Source organism: Streptomyces sp. NPDC006235 (assembly GCF_040613735.1).
GTDB lineage: Bacteria > Actinomycetota > Actinomycetes > Streptomycetales > Streptomycetaceae > Streptomyces.
Genome location: NZ_JBEXSR010000018.1, coordinates 133,658 through 153,408, shown reverse-complemented (window position 1 = coordinate 153,408; position 19,751 = coordinate 133,658). Strand labels below are relative to the sequence as shown.

Sequence of the window (19,751 nt, the reverse complement as noted above, 5' to 3'; positions counted from 1 at the left end):
TCAAACCCCCCGCGCGGGCCCCCCACCCCACGCCCCCGCCCCCCGCCAGCGCCGCGCCCCCCGGCCCCCCCGCCCCGGGGGGGCCGGCGGCCGGGCCCGCCCGCGCCCCTCCGGCATGTCGTCGGCACCCGCCCGCCGGCGAACACCGGCCCGTCGTCGGCACCGGCCCGTCGACGACACCGGCCTGCCGGCAGCTTCGGCATCTCGCCGGCTTCGGCATCTCGCCGGCTCCGACGTGTCGCGGGGGTGGTCGCCGCTCAGACCGGCTGCGGCAGCGGTCCGGCCGCCCGCTCGTGCCGGTGGATCGGGGTGTCCGCGCCGGTGAGCGGCCGGCCCGTGCCGCCGTGCCGCGCGGCGACGATCTCGGCCGCGATGGACAGGGCGGTCTCCTCGGGCGTGCGCGCGCCCAGGTCGAGGCCGATGGGTGACCTGAGCCGGGCCAGCTCGCGCTCGCCGACGCCCGCTTCCCGTAGCCGCCGGCTGCGGTCCTCGTGGGTACGGCGGGAGCCCATGGCACCGACGTACGCCACGGGCAGCCGCAGGGCTTGGGTCAGCAGGGGGATGTCGAACTTGGCGTCGTGGGTGAGCACGCACAGCACCGTCCGCGCGTCCGTGTCCGTGCTCGCCAGGTAACGGTGGGGCCAGTCGACGACGATCTCGTCGGCGTCGGGGAAGCGGACCCGGGTGGCGAAGACGGGGCGGGCGTCGCACACGGTGACGTGGTAGCCGAGGAACTTGCCCGCCCGCACGAGGGCGGCGGCGAAGTCGATCGCACCGAAGACGATCATGCGGGGCGGTGGGACGGCCGACTCGACCAGCAAGGTGAGTCCCCCCGGGCAGTGCGAGCCGTCCTCGGACACCTCGACCGTGGCGGTGCGGCCTGCCTCCAGCAGGGCGCGGGCCTGAGCGATCGCCGTGTGGTCCAGCTCGGGGTGACCGCCGAGACCGCCCTCGTGGGTGCCGTCGGGGCGTACGAGCACCGAGCGGCCGAGGAGGCCGGCCGGGCCCTGGACCACTCGGGCGAGCGCGACCGGCTCGTCGTGGGCGGCGGCCGACAGTGCGGCGGTCTGGGCCGCACCGTCGGCGTCGTACGGGGTGACCATGATGTCGATGACCCCGCCGCAGGTCAGGCCGACCGCGAAGGCGTCCTCGTCGCTGTAGCCGAACCGCTCGACCCGGGTCTCCCTGTCCTGGAGGGCCTGGAGGCACAGGTCGTACACCGCGCCCTCCACACAGCCGCCGGAGACCGAGCCGATGGCCGTGCCGTCGGCGCGGACGGCCAGGGCGGCGCCGGGAGGGCGCGGGGCGCTGCCGCCGACCGCCACGACGGTGGCGACGGCGAAGTCCCGGCCCTCCTCGGCCCATGCGTGCAGTTGCCCGGCGAGGTCAAGCATCGCCGTCCGCCATCAGGACACGGTCGGGGCGGATGGGCAGACTCCGGTGGCGGACACCGGTCGCGTGCCACACGGCGTTGGCGACCGCCGCCGCGGCGCCCACGATGCCGATCTCGCCGATGCCCTTGATGCCGACCGGGTCGTCCGGGTCGGGGTCGTCGACCCAGTCGGCCTCGACGTGCGGGATGTCGGCGTGCGCGGCGACGTGGTAGCCGGCGAGGTCGGCGCCGTAGAGACCGCCCGTGGCGCGGTCCCGGACGGCTTCCTCGTGCAGGGCCATCGAGATGCCCCAGATCATGCCGCCGACCAACTGGTTGCGGGCGGTGAGCGGGTTGACGATCCGGCCGGCCGCGAAGATGCCCAGCATCCGGCGCACCCGGACCTCGCCGGTGGCCGGGTCGACGGCGACCTCGGCGAACTGCGCCCCGAAGGAGTGCCGTTCCTTCTGGGCGAGGGCACCGATGGCCTCGGCCGTGTTCGACCGTACGGTGATGCCCTCCGGCGGAATGTCGGCGCCCGGCGCGAGGCTCTGCCGCAGCTCCCCGGCGGCCGCCGTGACGGCCCACGCCCAGGAGCGGGTGCCCATCGAACCACCGGCGATCATCGCCGGACCGAGGTCGCTGTCCCCGAGGCGCACCCGGACGCGGTCCGTCGGCACGCCCAGTGCGTCGGCGGCGACCAGGGTGAGCGCGGTCCGGGCGCCGGTGCCGATGTCAGCGGCGTTGATCCCCACCGTGAAGGTGCCGTCCGCCTCGGCGGTGACGGCCGCCGTGGAGGGCATGGCTCCGGAGGGGAAGGAGGCCGCCGCGGTGCCCGTGCCGAGCAGCCAGCGGCCGTCGCGGCGCACGCCGGGCCGCGGGTCCCGGTCGGCCCAGCCGAACCTGCGGGCGCCTTCCTGGAAGCAGGCGATCAGGTTGCGGCTGCTGAACGGCAGCCCGGACACCGGGCCGACCGCGGGCTCATTGCGCACGCGCAGCTCGATGGGGTCGATGCCGCACCGCTCGGCGAGTTCGTCGAGCGCCGACTCCAGCGCGAACGAGCCGGGCGCCTCCCCGGGGGCCCGCATCCACGTCGGCGTGGGGACGTCGAGCCGCACGATCCGGCTGGTCGTGTGATGCGCGTCGGCGTCGTACATCGCCCGGCTCGCGGCGGCGCTCGGCTCCACGAACTCGTGCACGGACGAGGTCATGTTCAGGGACTGGTGCTCCAGGGCGCGCAGCCGGCCGTCCGCGTCGGCGCCGAGCCTGACCCGCTGGGCCGTGGGGCTGCGGTAGCCGGCGAGCGAGAACATCTGCCGGCGGGTCATGACGACCCGGACCGGGCGTTGCAGGACGGTCGCGGCCATCACGGCGGCCACCTGGTGCGCACGGACTCCCTTGCTGCCGAAGCCGCCGCCGACGTGCTCGGAGCGCACCCGCACGGAGGCGGGGTCGAGGGAGAACAGGTTCGCGAGCTCCCCGGCGACCCAGATGGTGCCCTGGTTGGAGTCGACGACCTCCAGCCGGCCGCCCTCCCACAGGGCCGTCGCGGCGTGCGGCTCCATCGGGTTGTGGTGCTCCTCCGGAGTGGTGTACTCCGCGTCCACCACGACGGCGGAGGAGGCGAGTTGGGCCTCCAGGTCGCCCTTCTCCATCACGGCCGGCGCATGGCCGTCGACCGGATACGCCTCGGTCTGCCGCTCGGCGGAGAACGCGACGTCGTGCGGTTCCTCGTCGTACGTCACGACGAGGGCCTCGGCGGCCTCCCTGGCCTGCTCGGACGTCTCGGCGACGACCAGCGCCACCGGCCAGCCCCTGTGGGCCACCCGGTCGTTCTGGAAGAGGGCGACCGTCGGGTCCGGCCGGGCACCCAGCAAGCCGATGTAGTCGCTGTCGACGCGCGGGGCGTTGTGGTGGTGGAGCACGGTGAGGACGCCCGGCATGGCGAGGACGGGTTCGGTGTCCACGGCGCGGATGCGGCCGCGGGCGACGGTGGACAGCACCAGCCAGCCGTGGGCGAGTTCGGCGAAGGGGATCTCGGCGGCGTAGCGGGCGGCTCCGGTGACCTTGTCGCGGCCTTCGACGCGGGTGTGGGAGGTGCCGACGGAGCCCTGGGTGGCGGTGGTCATCGGGCGGCCTCCTCGGCGAGTTCACTGAGCACGGCCACGACGAGGTTGCGCATCAGGGTCACCTTGTATCCGTTGTGGGGCAGCGGTTTCGCCTCGGCCAGTTCGGCGTCCGCGGCGGCCGCGAAGTTCTCCGCGTCAGCGGCGGCCCCGAGCAGGGCGCGCTCGGCCGCGCGGGCCCGCCAGGGGCGGGAGGCGACGGCGCCGAAGGCCAGGCGTACGTCCTGCACACGGCCGTCCCGGACGTCGAGGGCGGCGGCGATGGAGCCGATGGCGAAGGCGTACGAGGCGCGCTCGCGCACCTTGCGGTAGCGGGAGTTGGCCGCGACCGGGGTGGGCGGCAGGGTGACGCCGGTGATCAGCGCGCCCGGCGGCAGGGCCGTCTCCAGATGCGGGGTCTCCCCCACGGGCAGGTAGAAGTCGGCGAGGGACGACTCCCCGGGCCCGTCGGCCGTTTCGTAGGACACGACGGCCTCGAACGCGGCAAGCGCCACACCCATGTCGGACGGGTGCGTCGCGACGCAGTGGTCGGAGGCGCCCAGGATGGCGTGATTGTGGTGCTCCCCGGTGATGGCGGGGCAGCCGCTGCCGGGGTTGCGCTTGTTGCAGGCGGAGGTGACGTCGGCGAAGTAGCCGCAGCGGGTGCGCTGGAGCAGATTGCCGCCGACGGTGGCCATGTTGCGCAGCTGCCCGGAGGCCCCGGCCAGCACCGCCTGCGCCAACGCCGGGTACCGGAGCCGGACTTCGGGATGGGCGGCGAGGTCGCTGTTGGTGACGGTGGCACCGATGCGCAGCCCGCCGTCGCCGGTCGGCTCGATCCGGTTCAGGGGCAGTTCACGGACGTCGACGAGCAGGGCGGGCCGCTCGACGCCGGTCTTCATCAGATCGACGAGGTTGGTGCCGCCGCCCAGGAAGCGGGCTTCCCCGTCGCCTTCGAGCAGCGCCACGGCGCCGGAGACGTCGTAGGCGCGCTGGTAGCCGAACTCCCTCATGCGGCCGCTCCCTTGGTCTCGGCGGCCCGGGCCACGGCCTGGACGATCGACACGTACGCGCCGCAGCGGCACAGGTTGCCGCTCATCCGCTCCCGGATCTCCTCAGGGGTCAGCGGTGGCGGTCCCGCGTCGGGGCGTATGTCGTCGGTGGCGGCGCTGGGCCAGCCCGCCGCGTGCTCCTCGATCAGGGCGATGGCCGAGCAGATCTGCCCCGGCGTGCAGTAACCGCACTGGAAACCGTCGAGGTCGAGGAACGCCTGCTGCACCGGGTGCAGTCGATCGCCTTCGGCCACGCCCTCGATGGTGGTGATCTCACGTCCCTCGGCGGCCACGGCGAGCTGGAGGCAGGACACGGCCCGGCGGCCGTCGACCAGGACCGTGCAGGCACCGCACTGGCCCTGGTCGCAGCCCTTCTTCGTGCCGGTCAGATCCAGGCGCTCGCGCAGGGCGTCGAGGAGGGTGGTGCGGTGGTCGACGGTCAGCGTGTACTTCTCGCCGTTGACGGACAGGGTGAGGTCGCTGGACGTCGATGGGGGCATGGAAGCCTTCTTTCTCACGTCGCAAGGTCGGGCGGCAGGGGGTTCGTGGGTGGCGGGGCCGGTTCGCAACGGTGCAGGATGCGGGGCAGTCCGGCCGCGGCACGGCCGTCTGGGGCTGTCGGCACGGAGGTCCCGCCGATACGATGGAGCAAGCGGACACTTGTCCGTTACCCGGAAACGTAACGGACAACTGTCCGCTTAACAAGGGCCGGGTTTCGGCCAAGGACCGCGAGGAGGGCGAGTGCGGCAGAAGAAGGACGTTCCTCTGCGCTCGGACGCGCAACGCAACCGCGAGCGCATCCTGGAGGTTGCGCTGGTCGAACTGACGCGTGCGGCGGACGCTCCGCTGAGCGCGATCGCCAAGAAGGCGGGCGTCGGGCAGGGGACCTTCTACCGCCACTTCCCGAGCCGTGAGGCGCTCGTCATGGAGATCTACCGGTACGAGATGCAGCAGGTCGCCGACACCGCGGCACCGCTGCTGGAGTGCCGGGGACCGGACCGGGCGCTGCGCGAGTGGCTGGACCGCTGCGCGCAGTTCGCCATGACGAAGGCCGGTCTGGCCGACGCGATCCGCCAGGCCACCGGCGGGCCGGGGAAACCGGCGAAGCCGGCCCCCACCCCGCTGATGGAGGCGGCCGAACTCCTCCTGCGGGCCAACGAGAAGGCCGGCACCATCCGCCCGGGCATCACCGCGGACGATCTCTTCCTGGCCGTCGGCGGCCTGTGGACGATCGACCCGCACACCGACTGGCAACCACGCGCCGACCGCCTGCTGGACCTCGTGATGGACGCGCTGCGGGTGGGGGCGCCGGGCGGTGACGGGGGTTCGCGCAGTTCCCCGCGCCCCTGAGTTGCGTCAGGCGACTGCCGTCGGGGCCAGTTCCCGGAGTTCCCGCAGGGCCGTCGCCACCGCCGGGCGGGCGTGGCCGCCGCCGCGGGTGCAGGTCAGGAGCTTGCGGTGGGGGTCGCCTTCGCAGCGGACCCGGGTGATCGGGAGATGCGGCGTCAGATGGGCGAGGCGCGGGATGAGGGCGACGCCGAGGCCGTGGGCGACGAGGTGGGCGGCGACGTTCCAGTCGAGGGCGTGATGGACGACGTCGGGGGTGAAACCGGCCGCGCCGCAGGCGGACAGGACGTGCGGGCGGCAGGGGCTCTCCTCCACCGGCGCGATCCACGCCTCGTGTGCCGCCTCCGCGAGATCGACCCGGGCCCGTCCGGCCAGCCGGTGCCCTTCGGGGACGACCAGGTCGAACGGGTCGTCGAGCAACGGCTGCTGGTCGAACCGCGTGTCGCTCAGCGGCGGATTGTGCGGGGTCGACTCGACGATCGCCAGGTCGATGTCACCCCCGAAGAGGAGGTCGAAGCTCTCCGGGACGCCCGCCTCGGTGATGCGCACGGACAGCCGCGGGTGCCGCTCCCCGAGCCGGGCCGCCATCGGCGCCAGCAGCACCGAGATGGCCACCGGGAAGCCCGTCACCCGCAGCACCCCGGACGGCGCCCCGTGGTCCGCCCGCAGATCGAGTTCCGCCTGGTCCCAGCGGGCCTGGATGGCGTCGGCGTGCGCGAGCAGGCTCTCGGCGGCCGGCGTGAGGCGGACCCCGCGCCCCTGCGGCTCCAGCAGGTCGACGCCCAGGTCACGGGCGAGCTGCCGGATCTGCTGGGAGGCGGCGGACGGGGTGAAGTGCAGGGCCCGGGCGGCCGCGGTGACCGTGCCGTAGTGGGCGACCGCCCTCAGGACGTGCAGTCGGCGCAGGTCAATCATGAAGCCCACGCTTCACAATGCCGTCCACGAAGTCAACCTGGACGTGTACGGATCCTTCGACGCACCCTGGCTGTGTCGCGACGGTCAACCAGCCACGACCCACGAGGAGTCCAGACATGACCAGCACCACCGGCACCGTCTGCCCGCACTGCGGCTGGCCGGACGCAGGCGAGCCGTTCCAGGTGCTGTCCCGGCACACCACCGCGACAGGCCGCACCGAGTGGACGCGCTGCGGATGCGGTTCGCTCCAGGTCCGGGTCGCCGACGGCTGCGGCACACGCGTCGTCTCACGCAGCAGGCCGCCGTCCGGACCGGCTCCGGCTCGGTCGGGCACGGCACGTCACTGAGCACTCAGGGCGATCAGGCCGAGCCGTGCCGGGCCAGCCGCTCCCCCAGCGGGCTGCGCCGGTAGAGGACGTGGCGGCCGTCGCGGGCGCGGGTGACCAGGCCCGTCGCGTGCAGGACACGCAGATGCTGGGACACGGCGCTCGGGGTCACCCCGAGGCGCCGGGCCAGCTCCACCGTCGGCAGGGGCTCGGCCAGCAGCCGGAGCAGCGTGCTGCGGGACGCGCCGAGCAGGGCCGTCAGGGCGGGGGCGTCCGGCTCGGGCTCCGGTTCCCACAGGGTGGCGGCGCCCCGGCCGGGGTAGGCGAGCATCGGCGGCTCCGCGGCGCTGACCGGCGGCGCCGGCTGGTGCGCGAACAGCGACGGCACCAGGCGCAGGCCGCGTCCGGAGCCGTCCACGCGGTGGTGTCCGCGCATCCGGTCGACGTGCAGGACGCCGTCGTCCCAGCGCAGGTTGCGGTGCAGGTCGGCGAAGAGCAGCCGGGCGCCGCCGGTGGCCAGCTGCCGTGCCCGGTGGGTGATGTCGGCCTCCAGCACGAGCCGCATCCGGGGCCAGTACGGCAGCAGCGCCGACTCCCAGTACCGCCGCAGGAGTGCGCACAGCTCCTCCAGCAGCTCCGCGACGGGAGCGTCACCGGGCGCGGTGACCGCCCGCAGGGCCGGCGGCAGGGGCCTGGGCGCGTGGGCGGCGAGCAGGTCACGGCGTACGGCCTCGGCGGGTGTGGCGCGTACGGCGGTCAGCTGCTCGTCGAGAGTGGGTGAGAAGGACGCCGGCCTCGGGGTCAGGAAGTCGGGCAGGGCCAGGGTGTCCCCCACCAGCGCCGCGAGCAGCCGGGCATCGGCCGGGTCGAGCTGCTGGAGCACAGTGGCGCGCCACCGGAGGTGCAGGGGGTAGAGCGCGGGGGCCCGCAGGGCACGCAGGCTGCCCATCACCTCGCGCAGGGGCGAGATCGCGAAGCGGGTGTCGGCGAGGTCCGCGGCGTCGAGCCGGAAGCTGATCATTAAGGCCCCCGCTACATCCTTTGGCAACCGCCCTGCCATGGCGTGGACTTCGGTCCATGACGGATCACGATCGACGGCAGCCTACAGCGCACCCGGGCGCGAGCCCCCGGGTGCTCCTCGCCCTGGCACTCGTCTGCGGCGCGGCCGTGGGCAACGTCTACTTCCCCCAGGCGCTCAGCCCGCTGATCGCGTCCGGGCTGCACGTCTCGCCCGGCGCGGCCGCAGGCGTCGTCACCGCGACGCAGTTCGGCTACGCGGCCGGGATCTGCCTGCTCGTCCCGCTCGGCGACCGCCTCCCGTGCCGCCCGCTGCTGGTCACCCTCCTCACGCTCACCGGCCTCGGGCTGCTCGCGGCGAGCGCCGCGCCGGGGCTGGTGCCGCTGGTCGCCGCCAGTGCCCTGGTGGGGGTGACGACGGTGGCGGCCCCGCTCGCCGGGCCACTGGCGGCCGGCCTGGTGCCGCAGGAGCGGCGCGGTGTCACCGGCGGCACGCTGCTGAGCGGCTCTCTCGCGGGCATGCTGCTGTCGCGCACCGCCGGCGGCGCGCTCGGCGACTGGCTGGGCTGGCGGGCCCCGTACGTCCTGGCCGCCGTGCTGTCCCTGGCAGTGGCCGCGCTGTCGGCGCGCATGCTTCCGCCGACGTCCCCGCCCTCCTCCCAGGGCTACGGCGCGCTCCTGGCCGAACCGCTGCGGCTGCTGCGCACGGAACCCGGGCTGCGCCGCTCCTGCCTGTACCAGGCCCTGGTGTTCGGCGGTTTCTCCGCCGTGTGGACGGGTGTGGCGCTGCTGCTCACCGGTCCGGTGTACGGCATGGGAGCGGGGGCCGGGGGACTGCTCGCCCTGGTCAACGCGGTGACCATGCTGTGCACGCGGGTCGCCGGCCGCCAGGTCGACCGGCGGGGGCCGGACGCGGTCAACCGGGTGTGCTTCCTGGTGGTGGGCGCATCGGCCTCGGTGCTGGCGCTGGGCGGCGCGGGCGGTGCGGCGGGGGTGGCGGCCCTGGCCGTGGGCACGCTGCTGCTCGACGTCGGCATGCAGTCCGGGATGGTCGCCAACACGGTGCGGATCCAGGCACTGCGCGCCGAGGTGCGCAGCCGGCTCACCACCGTCTACATGACCTGCGCGTATCTTGGGGGCGCCGTCGGCTCGTGGCTGGGCCTGCGGGCGTACGGCCGCTTCGGCTGGCTCGGGGTGTGCGCACTGGTCGCGGCGCTCACGGCCGCGGCCCTCGCGCACCACCGGGGCGGCACCCGCCGTACGGCGGGGAGGATCCGCCGGACGGCGGCGCCCGGGTCCGGCGCGGCGGGACCGATCCTGGCAGCACGAGCCGCCGCGACCTCACCCGAGGAGACGTCATGACGCATGTTCCGCCCCCGTTCGACCCGGAACTCGCCGGAGCCCTGGAGCTGATCAAGGACATGATCAGCCCGGGTCTCACCCTGGACGAGATCGCCGAGGTGCGCCAAGGCCCGGGCATACAGCTGCCGGCCGATCTGGACCTGACGACGGGCGGGACGTTCGAGGTGGAGGACCGGCGGGTGCCCGGGCCGCAGGGCGAGCCCGACATCTCGCTGCTGATCTGCCGGCCGACCGCTCCGGCGCGTGCCGGGGCGCGGCCCGTGATCTACCACGTGCACGGCGGCGGCATGGTCATCGGGAACAACCGGGTCGGCGTCGACGTCCCGCTGGCGTGGGCGCAGGCGCTGGATGCGGTGGTGGTGTCGGTGGAGTACCGGCTGGCGCCGGAGCATCCGTATCCCGCGCCGGTCGAGGACGTGTACGCCGGGCTGCTGTGGACGGCGGACCACGCCGCCGAGCTCGGTGCCGACCCCGAGCGCATCGTCATCGCGGGTGCCAGCGCGGGTGGCGGTCTGTGCGCGGCCCTGGCCCTGCTCACGCGGGACCGCAAGGGGCCGCAGCCGATCGGGCAGGTCCTGATGTGCCCGATGCTCGACGACCGCAACGACACGCCGTCGACCTACCAGATGGCGGGCCTCGGGGTCTGGGACCGCACCGCCAACGAGACCGGCTGGACCGCGCTGCTGGGCTCGCGTCGCGGCGGCCCCGACGTACCGGCGTACGCGGCTCCGGCCCGTGCGGAGGACCTGTCCGGGCTGCCCCCGGCGTTCCTCGACGTCGGCTCCGCGGAGACCTTCCGGGACGAGGTCGTCGCCTACGCCTCGCGCATCTGGCAGGCCGGCGGCGTGGCCGAGCTGCACGTCTGGCCCGGTGGTTTCCACGGCTTCGACGGCTTCGCACCCCAGGCGGCGCTCTCCCAGTCGGCGCGGGCGGCGCACGTGAACTGGCTGCGGAGGCTGCTGAGCGCGTGACGGGAGGGGAGTCCGGCAGCCCGCCCGGGCCCGGCTGACCGTCGTACCCGGGCGGGCTGCCGACGGCCGGGCCCGTTCGGCGGCCGCATGCCGCACCATGGGCCTATGAAAGAGCTGGCCGGGCGCCTGACCGCGCTCGATCCGGATGCCGGTGCGGCGGTCCGGGTCATCGCCTACTTCGACCGCCTGGCCGAGACCAGGGCCGGTGTGGAGGCACTCGTTCGCGGTGCCGCCGTACTGTCCGGCTGCCCGGCCCGGCTGGTGGACCCCGAACGCCGCGTGCACGTACGGGTGGAGCCCGACGGCACCCGCCGGGACACGGACGAGCCACCGGACCCCGCCTGGCCGTCCGCCCGGTTGTCCCCGGACGGCACGGCGGCCCTGTGGCTGGAGCGGGTCCGGGCGGCGCCCGGCGTACGGGACGCGGACCGTGCCGGGTCGGCGCCCGGCGTACGGGACGCGGACCGTGCCGGGTCGGCGCCCGGCGTGATGAACGGTGACCCTGGCGGCTCGGTGCAGGGCGTTGAGTCGGCGCCCGGCGCCGTGATCGCGGACAGCGCCAGGGCGGCATCCCAAAGGGTCGCCGTCGACCGTACCGGGGCGGCGACCCCCCTGGTCGGCATCGACCGTGACGGGGCGGCGTCCCACGCCGAGGAAACAGACCGAGACGCGGTGGCCCACGACATGGCGGACACCGGCCGTACCGGGCCGACACCCGGCGCCGTGCACGCGGACCCTGCCGGGGCGGCGACCCGCGTGGTCGGCGCCGACCGGGCCAGGGCAGCGGCCCGCAGGGTTGACGTCGGGCAGGCCCGGGTCGCGTCCAGTGTGGTCGACGCGGTGATTCTCGAGCGGGCCGCCGGTGTGCTGCGGCTCGTTCTCGACCGTACCCGCGGGCGCGCCCCGGCCGACGATCCGGCGCTGGTCGAGACCCTGCTCGACGGTACGGCCCCGGAAGCGGCCCGGCTGCATGCCGCCCGCCGCCTCGGCCTCGATCCCGGCGTTCCGGCCCGGGCTCTCGCCCCGCTGAACGAGCGGGCACGGGTCGTACCCGCCGGGACGGAGGCCGGCGCGGTCGGGCGGCTCGGTGTCGGGCCCGCCGTGCCCGTGCTGGAACTGCCCCGGTCGTGGGCCGAGGCCCGGACCGCCCTGCGGTTCACCGCCGAGGGCACTCCGCAGGACCCCGGGCCGCGCGTCGTGTACGCCGAGGAGCTGGGCGGCATCGCCCTCCTCGCCGATCTCGTCGTACCGGGTGCGGAACCGCCGCAGGACGTCCGTGCCCTGGAGACGGCCGCGGCGAGCACGCCCTGGCTGGCGGCGACCCTGCACGCGGTCGCGGCCACGGCGAGCCTGCGGGCGGCCGCCTCCGAGATCAACGTCCACCACTCGACGCTCCAGGACCGGCTGGCCCACGCCGAGCACCTGCTCGGCTGGCCGGTGCGCACCCCGCAGGGCCGGCTCCGGCTGCAACTGGCACTGCTCATGCGGCACCTGGCCCGACCGTAGCCGTTCCGCCGGGAGAGACTGTCCGGGCGTCGTCCGGTACGAGGTTCAGGAGCATGAGGCATGAGCGTGCAGCGGTATCCCCTGGCCGGGGTCACGGTGGTCAGCCTGGAGCAGGCCGTGGCCGCGCCCTACGCCACCCGGCAGCTCGCCGACCTCGGCGCCCGTGTCATCAAGGTGGAGCGGCCGGGCGACGGCGACTTCGCCCGCCGGTACGACACGACCGTGCACGGCCACTCCAGCTATTTCGTGTGGCTCAACCGGTCCAAGGAGTCCCTCACACTGGACCTCAAGGATCCGCGGGGCCGCGAGATCCTGCACGAGCTCCTCGACGGCGCCGACGTGTTCGTACAGAACCTCGCCCCGGGCGCCGCCGGCCGGCTCGGTCTGGACGCCGCCACCGTCGCCAGCCGCCGCCCCGGTCTGATCCCGTGCACGATATCCGGCTGGGGCACGACCGGCCCCTGGGCCGACCGCAAGGCCTACGACCTGCTCGTGCAGTGCCAGACCGGGCTGGTGTCCCTGACGGGAACCCCGGAGGGGACCGCCCGGACCGGGATCTCCGTCGCCGACATCGCCGCCGGGATGTACGCCTACAGCGGCATTCTCACGGCCCTGTACACCCGCGCCGTCACCGGCGAGGCCCACCCGGTGGACGTGTCCCTGTTCGAGGCGCTGGCGGAGTGGATGGGCCAGCCCGCCTACTACACCCGGCACGGCGGCACCCAGCCCCCGCGCCTGGGCACCCAGCACGCCACCATCGCGCCGTACGGGACGTACGAGGCCGCCGACGGCAAGGAGGTGCTGTTCTCCATCCAGAACGAGCGGGAGTGGGCGGCCCTGTGCGCCGAGTTCCTCGGCCGGCCGGAGCTGGTCGGCGACCCGCGCTTCGCCACCGGCTCCGACCGGGTCGCCCACCGCGAGGAGCTCAACGCGATCGTCGCCGCGCGCTTCGCCCGCTCCGGCTCGGAGGAGATCCTCAAGGACCTGGAGGCCATCGGCATCGCCTGCGCCGGGGTCAACGACGTCGCCGCGTTCCTGGACCACCCGGTGCTGGCCGCCCGCGGCCGCTGGAGGGAGGTCGGGGTGCCGGGGGCGACGGTGGAGGCCCTGCTCCCGCCGGCCGACCTCGCGGGCCTGCCCGCCCGGATGGACCCCGTGCCGGCGGTCGGCGAGCACACCGACGCGATCCTCGCCGAGCTGGGCCGCAGCGACGAGGAGGTGGCGGCCCTGCGCGCGGACGGCGTCGTCTGACGCCCTCGGCCGGGAGAAGCTACCGGGACCCGGTGGTCCGCTCCGCCTCCTCGGCGTCGGCCTCCTGCTTCTTCGAGGCGCGCAGGCTGGTGATCGTCGTGACGGCCAGGACCAGCACGATGAAGCTCAGCGAGAAGGGGATGCTGATCTCGGGCACGTGGACGCCCGACTCGTGCAGGGCGTGCAGCACCAGCTTCACGCCGATGAAGCCCAGGATGATCGACAAGCCGTAGGAGAGGTGGACCAGCTTCTTCAGCAGGCCGCCGATGAGGAAGTACAGCTGGCGAAGGCCCATCAGGGCGAAGGCGTTCGCGGTGAAGACGATGTACGGGTCCTGGGTCAGGCCGTAGATCGCGGGGATGGAGTCCAGGGCGAACAGCACGTCGGTGGAGCCGATCGCGAGCATCACGACCAGCATCGGCGTCATGATCCGCTTGCCGTTCTCGGTGATGAACAGCTTGGTGCCGTGGTAGCGGTCGGCGACGCCGAAGCGCTCCTCCGCCATCTTCAGCAGCTTGTTCTCCTGGTACTCCTCCTCGTGGTCCTGCTTGCGGGCGTCCTGGATCAGCTTCCAGGCGGTCCAGATCAGGAAGGCGCCGAAGAGGTAGAACACCCAGGAGAAGGCGGTGATGATCGCCGCGCCGGCCGCGATGAAGCCGGCTCGCAGCACCAGGGCCATCAGGACCCCGACCATCAGCACCCGCTGCTGGTACTGCGAGGGCACCGCGAACTTCCCCATGATCAGGACGAACACGAAGAGGTTGTCGACGCTCAGCGACTTCTCGGTGATGTAACCGGCGAAGAACTCGCCCGTGGGCCCGCTCCCACCGAAGTACCACAGCCCCAGCCCGAACAGCACGGCCAGGACGATCCACACCACCGTCCACGTCCCGGCTTCCTTCACGGACACGTCGTGGGGCTTGCGTCCGACGAAGAAGTCGACGGCGACGAGCACGCACAGGGCTGCCACGGTCAGCAGCCATACGGAGAGGGAGACGTTCACTGGTGCTCCTGTTACAGGTGTGGGGATGAACATCGTTGTCCGTCGTGGCTGATTTCCGCCACACCTGTCAGGTGAACAATCGATCACAGTTGCGCGTGCAGCGCCTCCAGGACGTCCTGGTCCGTCAGCTGGTCGAAGTTCTCGTACCAGAGGCCCACGGCCATGAACGCGGCCGGCTGGTACAGGCAGATCACCTCGTCGGCCTCGGCGCGCATCAGCTCGGCCGCCTCCGGCGAGCACACCGGCGCGGCCAGCACCACCCGTTCGGGCGCCTGACGGCGGACGAATCGCAGCGCGGCCCGGGCCGTGGAGCCGGTCGCCAGCCCGTCGTCGACCACGATCACGGTACGTCCGCGCAGGTCGGGTGCGGGCCGGCCCTGCCGGTACAGCGCCTCGCGGCGGCGCAGCTCCGCGCGCTCCCGCTCGATGACGGGCGCGAGGGCGGCCTCCCGCAGGCCCAGGTGGCGCATGGCGTCCTCGTCGAGGAGCGGCACCTCGTCCCCGGCCATCGCACCGACGCCGAACTCCTCCTGGGAAGGCGCCCCGATCTTCCGTACGACGAGGACGTCGAGCGGGGCGTCCAGCGCCGCGGCGACCTCGCGCGCCACGGCGACCCCGCCGCGGGGCAGGGCGAGGACGAGGGGGTCGGGCAGCGCCCCCGCGCTCTGCCGGGTGCGCAGTGTTTCGGCCAGTTCCCGGCCGGCCTGCCGGCGATCACGGAACCGCATGACGGTCACCTCTGCTTCCCGCGCGGAGAGGACCCTTCGCCGGTCCGGCTCCCGCGTACCCCCCGCCCACCGGACAATGCACACCTCACCTACCGGACGATGCACACCTTCCGGACCTCCGTCACACTCGGAACGCGAGGTGTTTCCGGCGGTGCGACGCAGGCAACCCGTGCCCGTGCGGCACGGACCGCACGCACGGGCCCGGCCCTCCCCGCACCACCGGCGCAGCGCACCAGTCCACCGAGCAGACTCCGACGCGACGGGAGCACCCGGATGACCACTGCCCCTTCCCATCCGCAGCCCGCCCGGCCGGGCCCGCGTATCGGCGTGCTGGGTTCGTACGGCGGCTTCAACATCGGCGACGAGTCGATCCTGACCTGCGTCCTGCGCTGTCTGCGCACCCAGCGGCCCGAGGCCCGGCTGGTCGTCTTCAGCCGGAACGCCGAGCACACCCGGGCCCATCACCCCGGCGCCGACGAGGTCGTGGACTGGGAGGGCGTCAGCCGCCACCACGTCCTGGACGCGCTCGCCTCATTGGACGTGCTGGTCCTGGGCGGCGGCGGGCTTCTCTTCGACGGCGAGGCGCGCCGTTATCTGCGCCTGGTCCGGGCCGCCCAGGAGCGCGGCATCCGCACGTTCGCCTACGCCATCGGCGCCGGCCCGCTGCGCGAGGCCGACGACCGGGAGGCCGTCCGCAATGTGCTGGCGGACATGGACGACGTCGTGGTGCGCGACGAGGAGTCCAAGCTGGTGCTGGAGGAGGTCGGTGTCGAACGCGACGTCGTCGTCACCGCCGACCCGGCGCTGCTGCTGGAGCCGGAGCCGTTCACCGACGAGATGATGCGCCACGAGGGCGTGCCCACCGACTCGCGTCTGGTGGGGATGTCGGTGCGGGAGCCGGGCCGGGCGGCCGAGAAGCTGGACGAGGGCGACTACCACGCGCTGCTCGCCGACGTCGCCGACTTCCTCGTGCGCCGGCTGGACGCACACGTGGTGTTCCTGCCGATGGAGCGGCACGACGTGCGGCACGCGCACGCCGTGCTGTCCCACATGACCGCTCCCGACAAGGGGCGGATCCTGCACGGCGCGTACAGCCCGGGGCAGGTGCTCGGCTTCATGCAGCATCTGGACCTGGCGGTCGGCATGCGCCTGCACTTCGTGATCTTCGCGGCGCTCTCCGGGCTGCCGGTGCTGCCGCTTCCCTACTCCGGCAAGGTCTTCGACTTCGCGCGCCGGATGGGGGCTCCGGCCCTGGTGGGCGTGGCGCGGGAGCAGGCCGGGCTGCTGCTGGCGGAGGTGGACCGGCTGTGGGACGAGTACCCGCAGCGCCGGGAGGAGCTGCACTCCCGCGTCCGGGAGCTGTCCACGCAGGCCCTGGAGACGTGCGCACGCTGCGGAGTCCTGCTGGACGAGGTCGACGGCGGCACGGAGGCGGCCATCGGCACCGCTCCCCTCCTGGACCCCCAGGCAGAACCACCGCATCCGCCCACTGCCGAACCCCGTCCGCTGGGCGTGTGACGCCGGCGCCGAGGCCCCGCCCGCGGGAGGACACCCATGCCGATCCTGCAAGAACCGCGTGAGCCCCGCACCGTCACCCTGCCCGAACGGCCCGCCCAGCACGGCGGCCGGACGCAGGTCCTGGTGGTCGGCGGCGGCCCGGCGGGATTCGCCGCGGCGGTCGCGGCGGCCGACGCCGGGGCCGAGGTCGTCCTGGTGGAGCGCTACGGGTTCCTCGGCGGCAACGCGACCGCGGCGCTGGTCATGCCGCTGATGTCGTTCCACAACGAGCACAAGCAGGCCACGTTCAGCGAGGACGGTCAGGACGCCCGGCTGCTGCCCACCGACCACGGCGAGGGCGAGCCGGTCGTGCAGGGTGTGCTGTGGCGGCTGCTGGACCGGCTCATGGGCCGCGGCGGCTGTCTGAAGCCCTCCCCGAGGACCGGGTACACGGTCCCCTTCGACCCGGAGCTGTTCAAGCTGGTCCTGCTCGAGATGATGGACGAGGCGGGCGTGCGGATGCTGTTCCACGCCTTCGCCTCCACGGCGCTGCGCCTGGACGACGGCTGGCGTGTGGTGTTCGAGACCAAGTCGGGGCCGGTGGTGATCGACGCCGACGTGGTCGTGGACGGCACGGGCGACGGCGATGTCGCGGCGGCCTGCGGGGCGCCGTACGAGATCGGGCGGCCGGAGGACGGGCTGGTGCAGCCGATGACGCTGATGTTCCGGGTCGCGGACTTCGCCCGGCCGGACTTCGCGGCGTACGTGCGGGAGCACCCGGACCAGTGGCGCGGGGTGCACGGCCTGTGGGACCTGGTCGAGGAGGCCCGGGCGGACGGTGATCTGCGGCTGCCGCGCGAGGACATCCTGTTCTTCGCGACGCCGCATCCGCGCGAGGTCAGCGTCAACAGCACCCGCGTGAACAGGGTGCTCGGCACCAGCGTGTGGGACCTGACGCGGGCCGAGTACACCGCCCGGCGCCAGCTCGCGGAGATCGACCGCTTTCTGCGCACCCGCGTGCCCGGCTTCGAGGAGTCGTACGTGGTGCAGAGCGGCACGCACATCGGCGTCCGGGAGACCCGGCGCGTCGTCGGCGACTACCACCTCACCGGCCACGACATCCTGGCCGCCCGCCGCTTCCCGGACGTCGTCGCGCACGGCGCCTACCCGGTCGACATCCACAACCCGCGCGGCTCCGGGACGGTCCTGAAGCGGGTGCCCGCGGGCAGCTTCTACGACATCCCGCTGCGCTGTCTCGTGCCGCAGGGCACGGAGCGGCTGCTGGTGGCGGGCCGCTGCATCTCGGGGACGCACGTGGCGCACTCGTCGTACCGGGTCATGCCGATCGCGATGGCGACCGGGCAGGCGGCGGGGGTGTGCGCGGCGCTGACCGCGCGTCACGGGCACGGGCCGCGGGGGGTGCCGTACCGGCTCGTGCAGCGTGAACTGCTGCGGCAGGGCGCCCGGTTGCGCATCGACGTGCCGGTGAGCGGCTGACGCGGGCCGCCGTCAGCCCGCCGCGGTCCGCAGCTGGTCGTGGCACCACCGCCGGGCCACCTCGGTGACCTGGTCGAGCGTGCCCGGCTCCTCGAACAGGTGCGTGGCGCCGGGCACCACGTGGAGGGTGTGCGGGACGTGCAGCCGCCGGGCCGCTTCCTCGTTGAGCCGCAGCACCTGCCGGTCCCGGCCGCCCACGATCAGCAGCACCGGCGCCCGGACGGCCTCCAGGGCGTCGCCGGCCAGGTCGGGCCGCCCGCCGCGCGAGACGACCCCGGGCACCCGGTCGGGCCGTTCGGCGGCGGCGACCAGGGCCGCGCCCGCGCCGGTGCTGGCGCCGAACAGGACGACGGGCAGGCCCTGGGTGCCGGGCGACTGTGCCAGCCAGTCGATGGCGGCCACCAGCCGGCGGCCCAGCAGGGGGATGTCGAAGCGGAGTTCGGCGGTGCGGAGGTCCAGCCGTTCCTCCTCCTCGGTGAGCAGGTCGATCAGCAGGGTGCCGAGTCCGGCGGTACGCAGGCCGGCGGCGACCTCGCGGTTGCGGGGGCTGTGCCGGGAGCTGCCGCTGCCGTGCGCGAACAGCACGACCGCGCGGGCGGCCGCCGGCACGGTCAGATCGCCGGTGAGCGCGGCGCCGCCGACGGGCACGGTGACCGTCTGGGAGATCATCGCGGGCCTCCTCTCCCCCGGTTCGCTCGTCCTGCCGCCCGCCTACCCACCCTGCGGCAGCCGTCCCGCCCCGCCGGCCCGCATGGCGCGATCCGTGGGGTGCGTGTCGTTGACGCCATGCCCGGGCCGGAGGAGCGTGGAGGGCATGACGTCCCGCCGAATCGTCTTCGTCGTCTTCGACGGCTTCCAGCCGCTCGACCTCACCGGCCCGCACGAGGTGTTCCACAGCGCGGGCGACGACTACGCCTGCGAGGTCGTGGCGCCGAGGGCGGGCCCGGTCAGGTCGAGCGGCGGGCTGCTGATGCATGCCGGGCACGGCGTGGCGGACCTCGGCCCGGCCGGGATCGACACGCTGGTGGTGGTCGGCGGCCGGGGTGTCGACCGGGCCCGGCAGGACGAGGCGCTGGTCTCCTGGATCGCCGCCGCGGCGGCCGGTGCCCGGCGCGTGGCCTCGGTGTGCAGCGGAGTGTTCCTGCTGGCGGCGGCGGGGCTGCTGGACGGGCGCCGGGTCACCACGCACTGGGCTCGCGAGGAGCAGTTGGCCCGGGAGCACCCCGAGGCGCGGGTGGACTGCGAGCCGATCTTCGTGCGGGACGGGCCGGTGTGGACGTCGGCCGGTGTGACGGCCGGGATGGATCTCGCGCTCGCCCTGGTGGAGGACGACCTGGGCCGGGACGTCGCGCACGCGGTGGCCCGCCGGCTGGTGCTGTTCCTGCGCCGGCCGGGCGGCCAGTCGCAGTTCAGCGTGGCGTTGTGGTCGCGGCAGCCGGCGACGGACCCGGTGCGGGCCGCCGTCGCCGCGATCCACGCCGATCCGGGCGCCCGGCACGACGTCACCGGCCTCGCCGCGCACGCCGGGCTGAGCCCGCGGCACCTCCAGCGCCGCTTCACCGCCGAACTGGGCGTGCCGCCGGCCGCGTACGTCGAGCGGGTGCGCGTCGAGGCGGCCCAGCGCGCCCTCACCGAGGGGGACGAACCGGTCGAGGCCATCGCCCGCCGTTACGGCTTCACCACCGCGGAGACCCTGCGCCGCACGTTCCACCGCCGGCTCGGCATCGCGCCGTCGGACTACCGCGCCCGCTTCCGCTCCACCGCGGAAACCGCCGACGCGCACCACGTCTCGTAGGAACGCC

17 protein-coding genes and 1 pseudogene are annotated in these 19,751 nt (G+C 74.2%); 9 read left to right on the top strand and 9 right to left on the bottom strand.

What is annotated here, in order from left to right; translation table 11 throughout:
- Nucleotides 1-257: 257 nt before the first annotated feature.
- From ABZ192_RS22275 to ABZ192_RS22260, 4 genes are read right to left on the bottom strand one after another with little or no spacing between them, the layout of a single operon-like run.
- Nucleotides 258-1,394: an XdhC/CoxI family protein gene (locus ABZ192_RS22275; RefSeq protein WP_356926185.1), complete on the bottom strand. Its 1,137-nt coding sequence runs from the start codon at nt 1,392-1,394 to the stop codon at nt 258-260.
- Nucleotides 1,387-3,501: a xanthine dehydrogenase family protein molybdopterin-binding subunit gene (locus tag ABZ192_RS22270; RefSeq protein WP_356926184.1), complete on the bottom strand. Its 2,115-nt coding sequence runs from the start codon at nt 3,499-3,501 to the stop codon at nt 1,387-1,389. The genes ABZ192_RS22275 and ABZ192_RS22270 overlap by 8 nt, the downstream gene beginning before the upstream one ends.
- Nucleotides 3,498-4,490 (bottom strand): xanthine dehydrogenase family protein subunit M, encoded by a 993-nt coding sequence (locus ABZ192_RS22265; protein ID WP_356926183.1) that lies wholly within the window; start codon nt 4,488-4,490, stop codon nt 3,498-3,500. Before ABZ192_RS22265 ends, ABZ192_RS22270 begins: the two co-directional genes overlap by 4 nt.
- The gene (locus ABZ192_RS22260; protein WP_356926182.1) at nt 4,487-5,029 is read right to left on the bottom strand and encodes a 2Fe-2S iron-sulfur cluster-binding protein; all 543 of its coding nucleotides are present in this window, start codon (nt 5,027-5,029) and stop codon (nt 4,487-4,489) included. Before ABZ192_RS22260 ends, ABZ192_RS22265 begins: the two co-directional genes overlap by 4 nt.
- A 241-nt stretch (nt 5,030-5,270) precedes the next feature.
- Between ABZ192_RS22260 and ABZ192_RS22255 the strand changes: the two genes are divergently transcribed.
- Nucleotides 5,271-5,879, top strand: coding sequence for a TetR/AcrR family transcriptional regulator (locus ABZ192_RS22255; protein ID WP_356926181.1), 609 nt, complete (start codon nt 5,271-5,273; stop codon nt 5,877-5,879).
- A 6-nt stretch (nt 5,880-5,885) separates the two neighbouring features.
- On the opposite strand, the gene ABZ192_RS22250 is transcribed toward ABZ192_RS22255, so the two are convergent.
- On the bottom strand, nt 5,886-6,791 hold the full coding sequence (locus ABZ192_RS22250) for a LysR family transcriptional regulator (RefSeq protein ID WP_356926180.1): 906 nt from the start codon (nt 6,789-6,791) through the stop codon (nt 5,886-5,888).
- 116 nt (nt 6,792-6,907) lie between these two features.
- On the opposite strand from ABZ192_RS22250, the gene ABZ192_RS22245 reads away from it, so the two are divergent.
- Nucleotides 6,908-7,138 carry a hypothetical protein gene (locus ABZ192_RS22245; RefSeq protein ID WP_356926179.1) on the top strand — a complete coding sequence of 77 codons (231 nt, stop codon included), beginning with the start codon at nt 6,908-6,910 and terminating at the stop codon, nt 7,136-7,138.
- A gap of 13 nt (nt 7,139-7,151) precedes the next feature.
- On the opposite strand, the gene ABZ192_RS22240 is transcribed toward ABZ192_RS22245, so the two are convergent.
- Nucleotides 7,152-8,138, bottom strand: a complete 987-nt coding sequence (locus ABZ192_RS22240; protein WP_356926178.1) for a metalloregulator ArsR/SmtB family transcription factor — start codon at nt 8,136-8,138, stop codon at nt 7,152-7,154.
- A gap of 56 nt (nt 8,139-8,194) precedes the next feature.
- Here ABZ192_RS22240 and ABZ192_RS22235 point away from each other — a divergent pair, with 56 nt between their 5' ends.
- The 4 genes and pseudogenes from ABZ192_RS22235 to ABZ192_RS22220 all read left to right on the top strand — a co-directional run bounded on the left by ABZ192_RS22235 (nt 8,195) and on the right by ABZ192_RS22220 (nt 13,224).
- Nucleotides 8,195-9,496: an MFS transporter gene (locus tag ABZ192_RS22235; RefSeq protein ID WP_356926177.1), complete on the top strand. Its 1,302-nt coding sequence runs from the start codon at nt 8,195-8,197 to the stop codon at nt 9,494-9,496.
- Nucleotides 9,493-10,467, top strand: a complete 975-nt coding sequence (locus ABZ192_RS22230; protein WP_356926176.1) for an alpha/beta hydrolase — start codon at nt 9,493-9,495, stop codon at nt 10,465-10,467. Before ABZ192_RS22235 ends, ABZ192_RS22230 begins: the two co-directional genes overlap by 4 nt.
- An 825-nt stretch (nt 10,468-11,292) precedes the next feature.
- Nucleotides 11,293-11,973: pseudogene (locus ABZ192_RS22225) on the top strand (helix-turn-helix domain-containing protein); the annotation flags it as partial.
- A gap of 60 nt (nt 11,974-12,033) precedes the next feature.
- Complete coding sequence (locus ABZ192_RS22220; protein ID WP_356926175.1) at nt 12,034-13,224, top strand: CaiB/BaiF CoA-transferase family protein; 1,191 nt, start codon at nt 12,034-12,036, stop codon at nt 13,222-13,224.
- Between the two features lie 19 nt (nt 13,225-13,243).
- On the opposite strand, the gene ABZ192_RS22215 is transcribed toward ABZ192_RS22220, so the two are convergent.
- Nucleotides 13,244-14,227 carry a TerC family protein gene (locus ABZ192_RS22215; protein ID WP_356926174.1) on the bottom strand — a complete coding sequence of 328 codons (984 nt, stop codon included), beginning with the start codon at nt 14,225-14,227 and terminating at the stop codon, nt 13,244-13,246.
- A gap of 83 nt (nt 14,228-14,310) precedes the next feature.
- Nucleotides 14,311-14,955, bottom strand: a complete 645-nt coding sequence (locus tag ABZ192_RS22210) for a phosphoribosyltransferase family protein (RefSeq protein WP_356926173.1) — start codon at nt 14,953-14,955, stop codon at nt 14,311-14,313.
- A 273-nt stretch (nt 14,956-15,228) separates the two neighbouring features.
- Between ABZ192_RS22210 and ABZ192_RS22205 the strand changes: the two genes are divergently transcribed.
- Nucleotides 15,229-16,473 (top strand): polysaccharide pyruvyl transferase family protein, encoded by a 1,245-nt coding sequence (locus tag ABZ192_RS22205; RefSeq protein WP_356926172.1) that lies wholly within the window; start codon nt 15,229-15,231, stop codon nt 16,471-16,473.
- A 36-nt stretch (nt 16,474-16,509) separates the two neighbouring features.
- On the top strand, nt 16,510-17,949 hold the full coding sequence (locus tag ABZ192_RS22200; RefSeq protein WP_356926171.1) for an FAD-dependent oxidoreductase: 1,440 nt from the start codon (nt 16,510-16,512) through the stop codon (nt 17,947-17,949).
- 12 nt (nt 17,950-17,961) lie between these two features.
- Here the strand turns inward: ABZ192_RS22200 and ABZ192_RS22195 are convergent, their stop codons facing one another.
- The gene (locus ABZ192_RS22195) at nt 17,962-18,618 is read right to left on the bottom strand and encodes an alpha/beta family hydrolase (protein ID WP_356926170.1); all 657 of its coding nucleotides are present in this window, start codon (nt 18,616-18,618) and stop codon (nt 17,962-17,964) included.
- 145 nt (nt 18,619-18,763) lie between these two features.
- On the opposite strand from ABZ192_RS22195, the gene ABZ192_RS22190 reads away from it, so the two are divergent.
- Nucleotides 18,764-19,744 (top strand): GlxA family transcriptional regulator, encoded by a 981-nt coding sequence (locus ABZ192_RS22190; RefSeq protein WP_356926169.1) that lies wholly within the window; start codon nt 18,764-18,766, stop codon nt 19,742-19,744.
- The last annotated feature ends 7 nt before the right edge of the window (nt 19,745-19,751 follow it).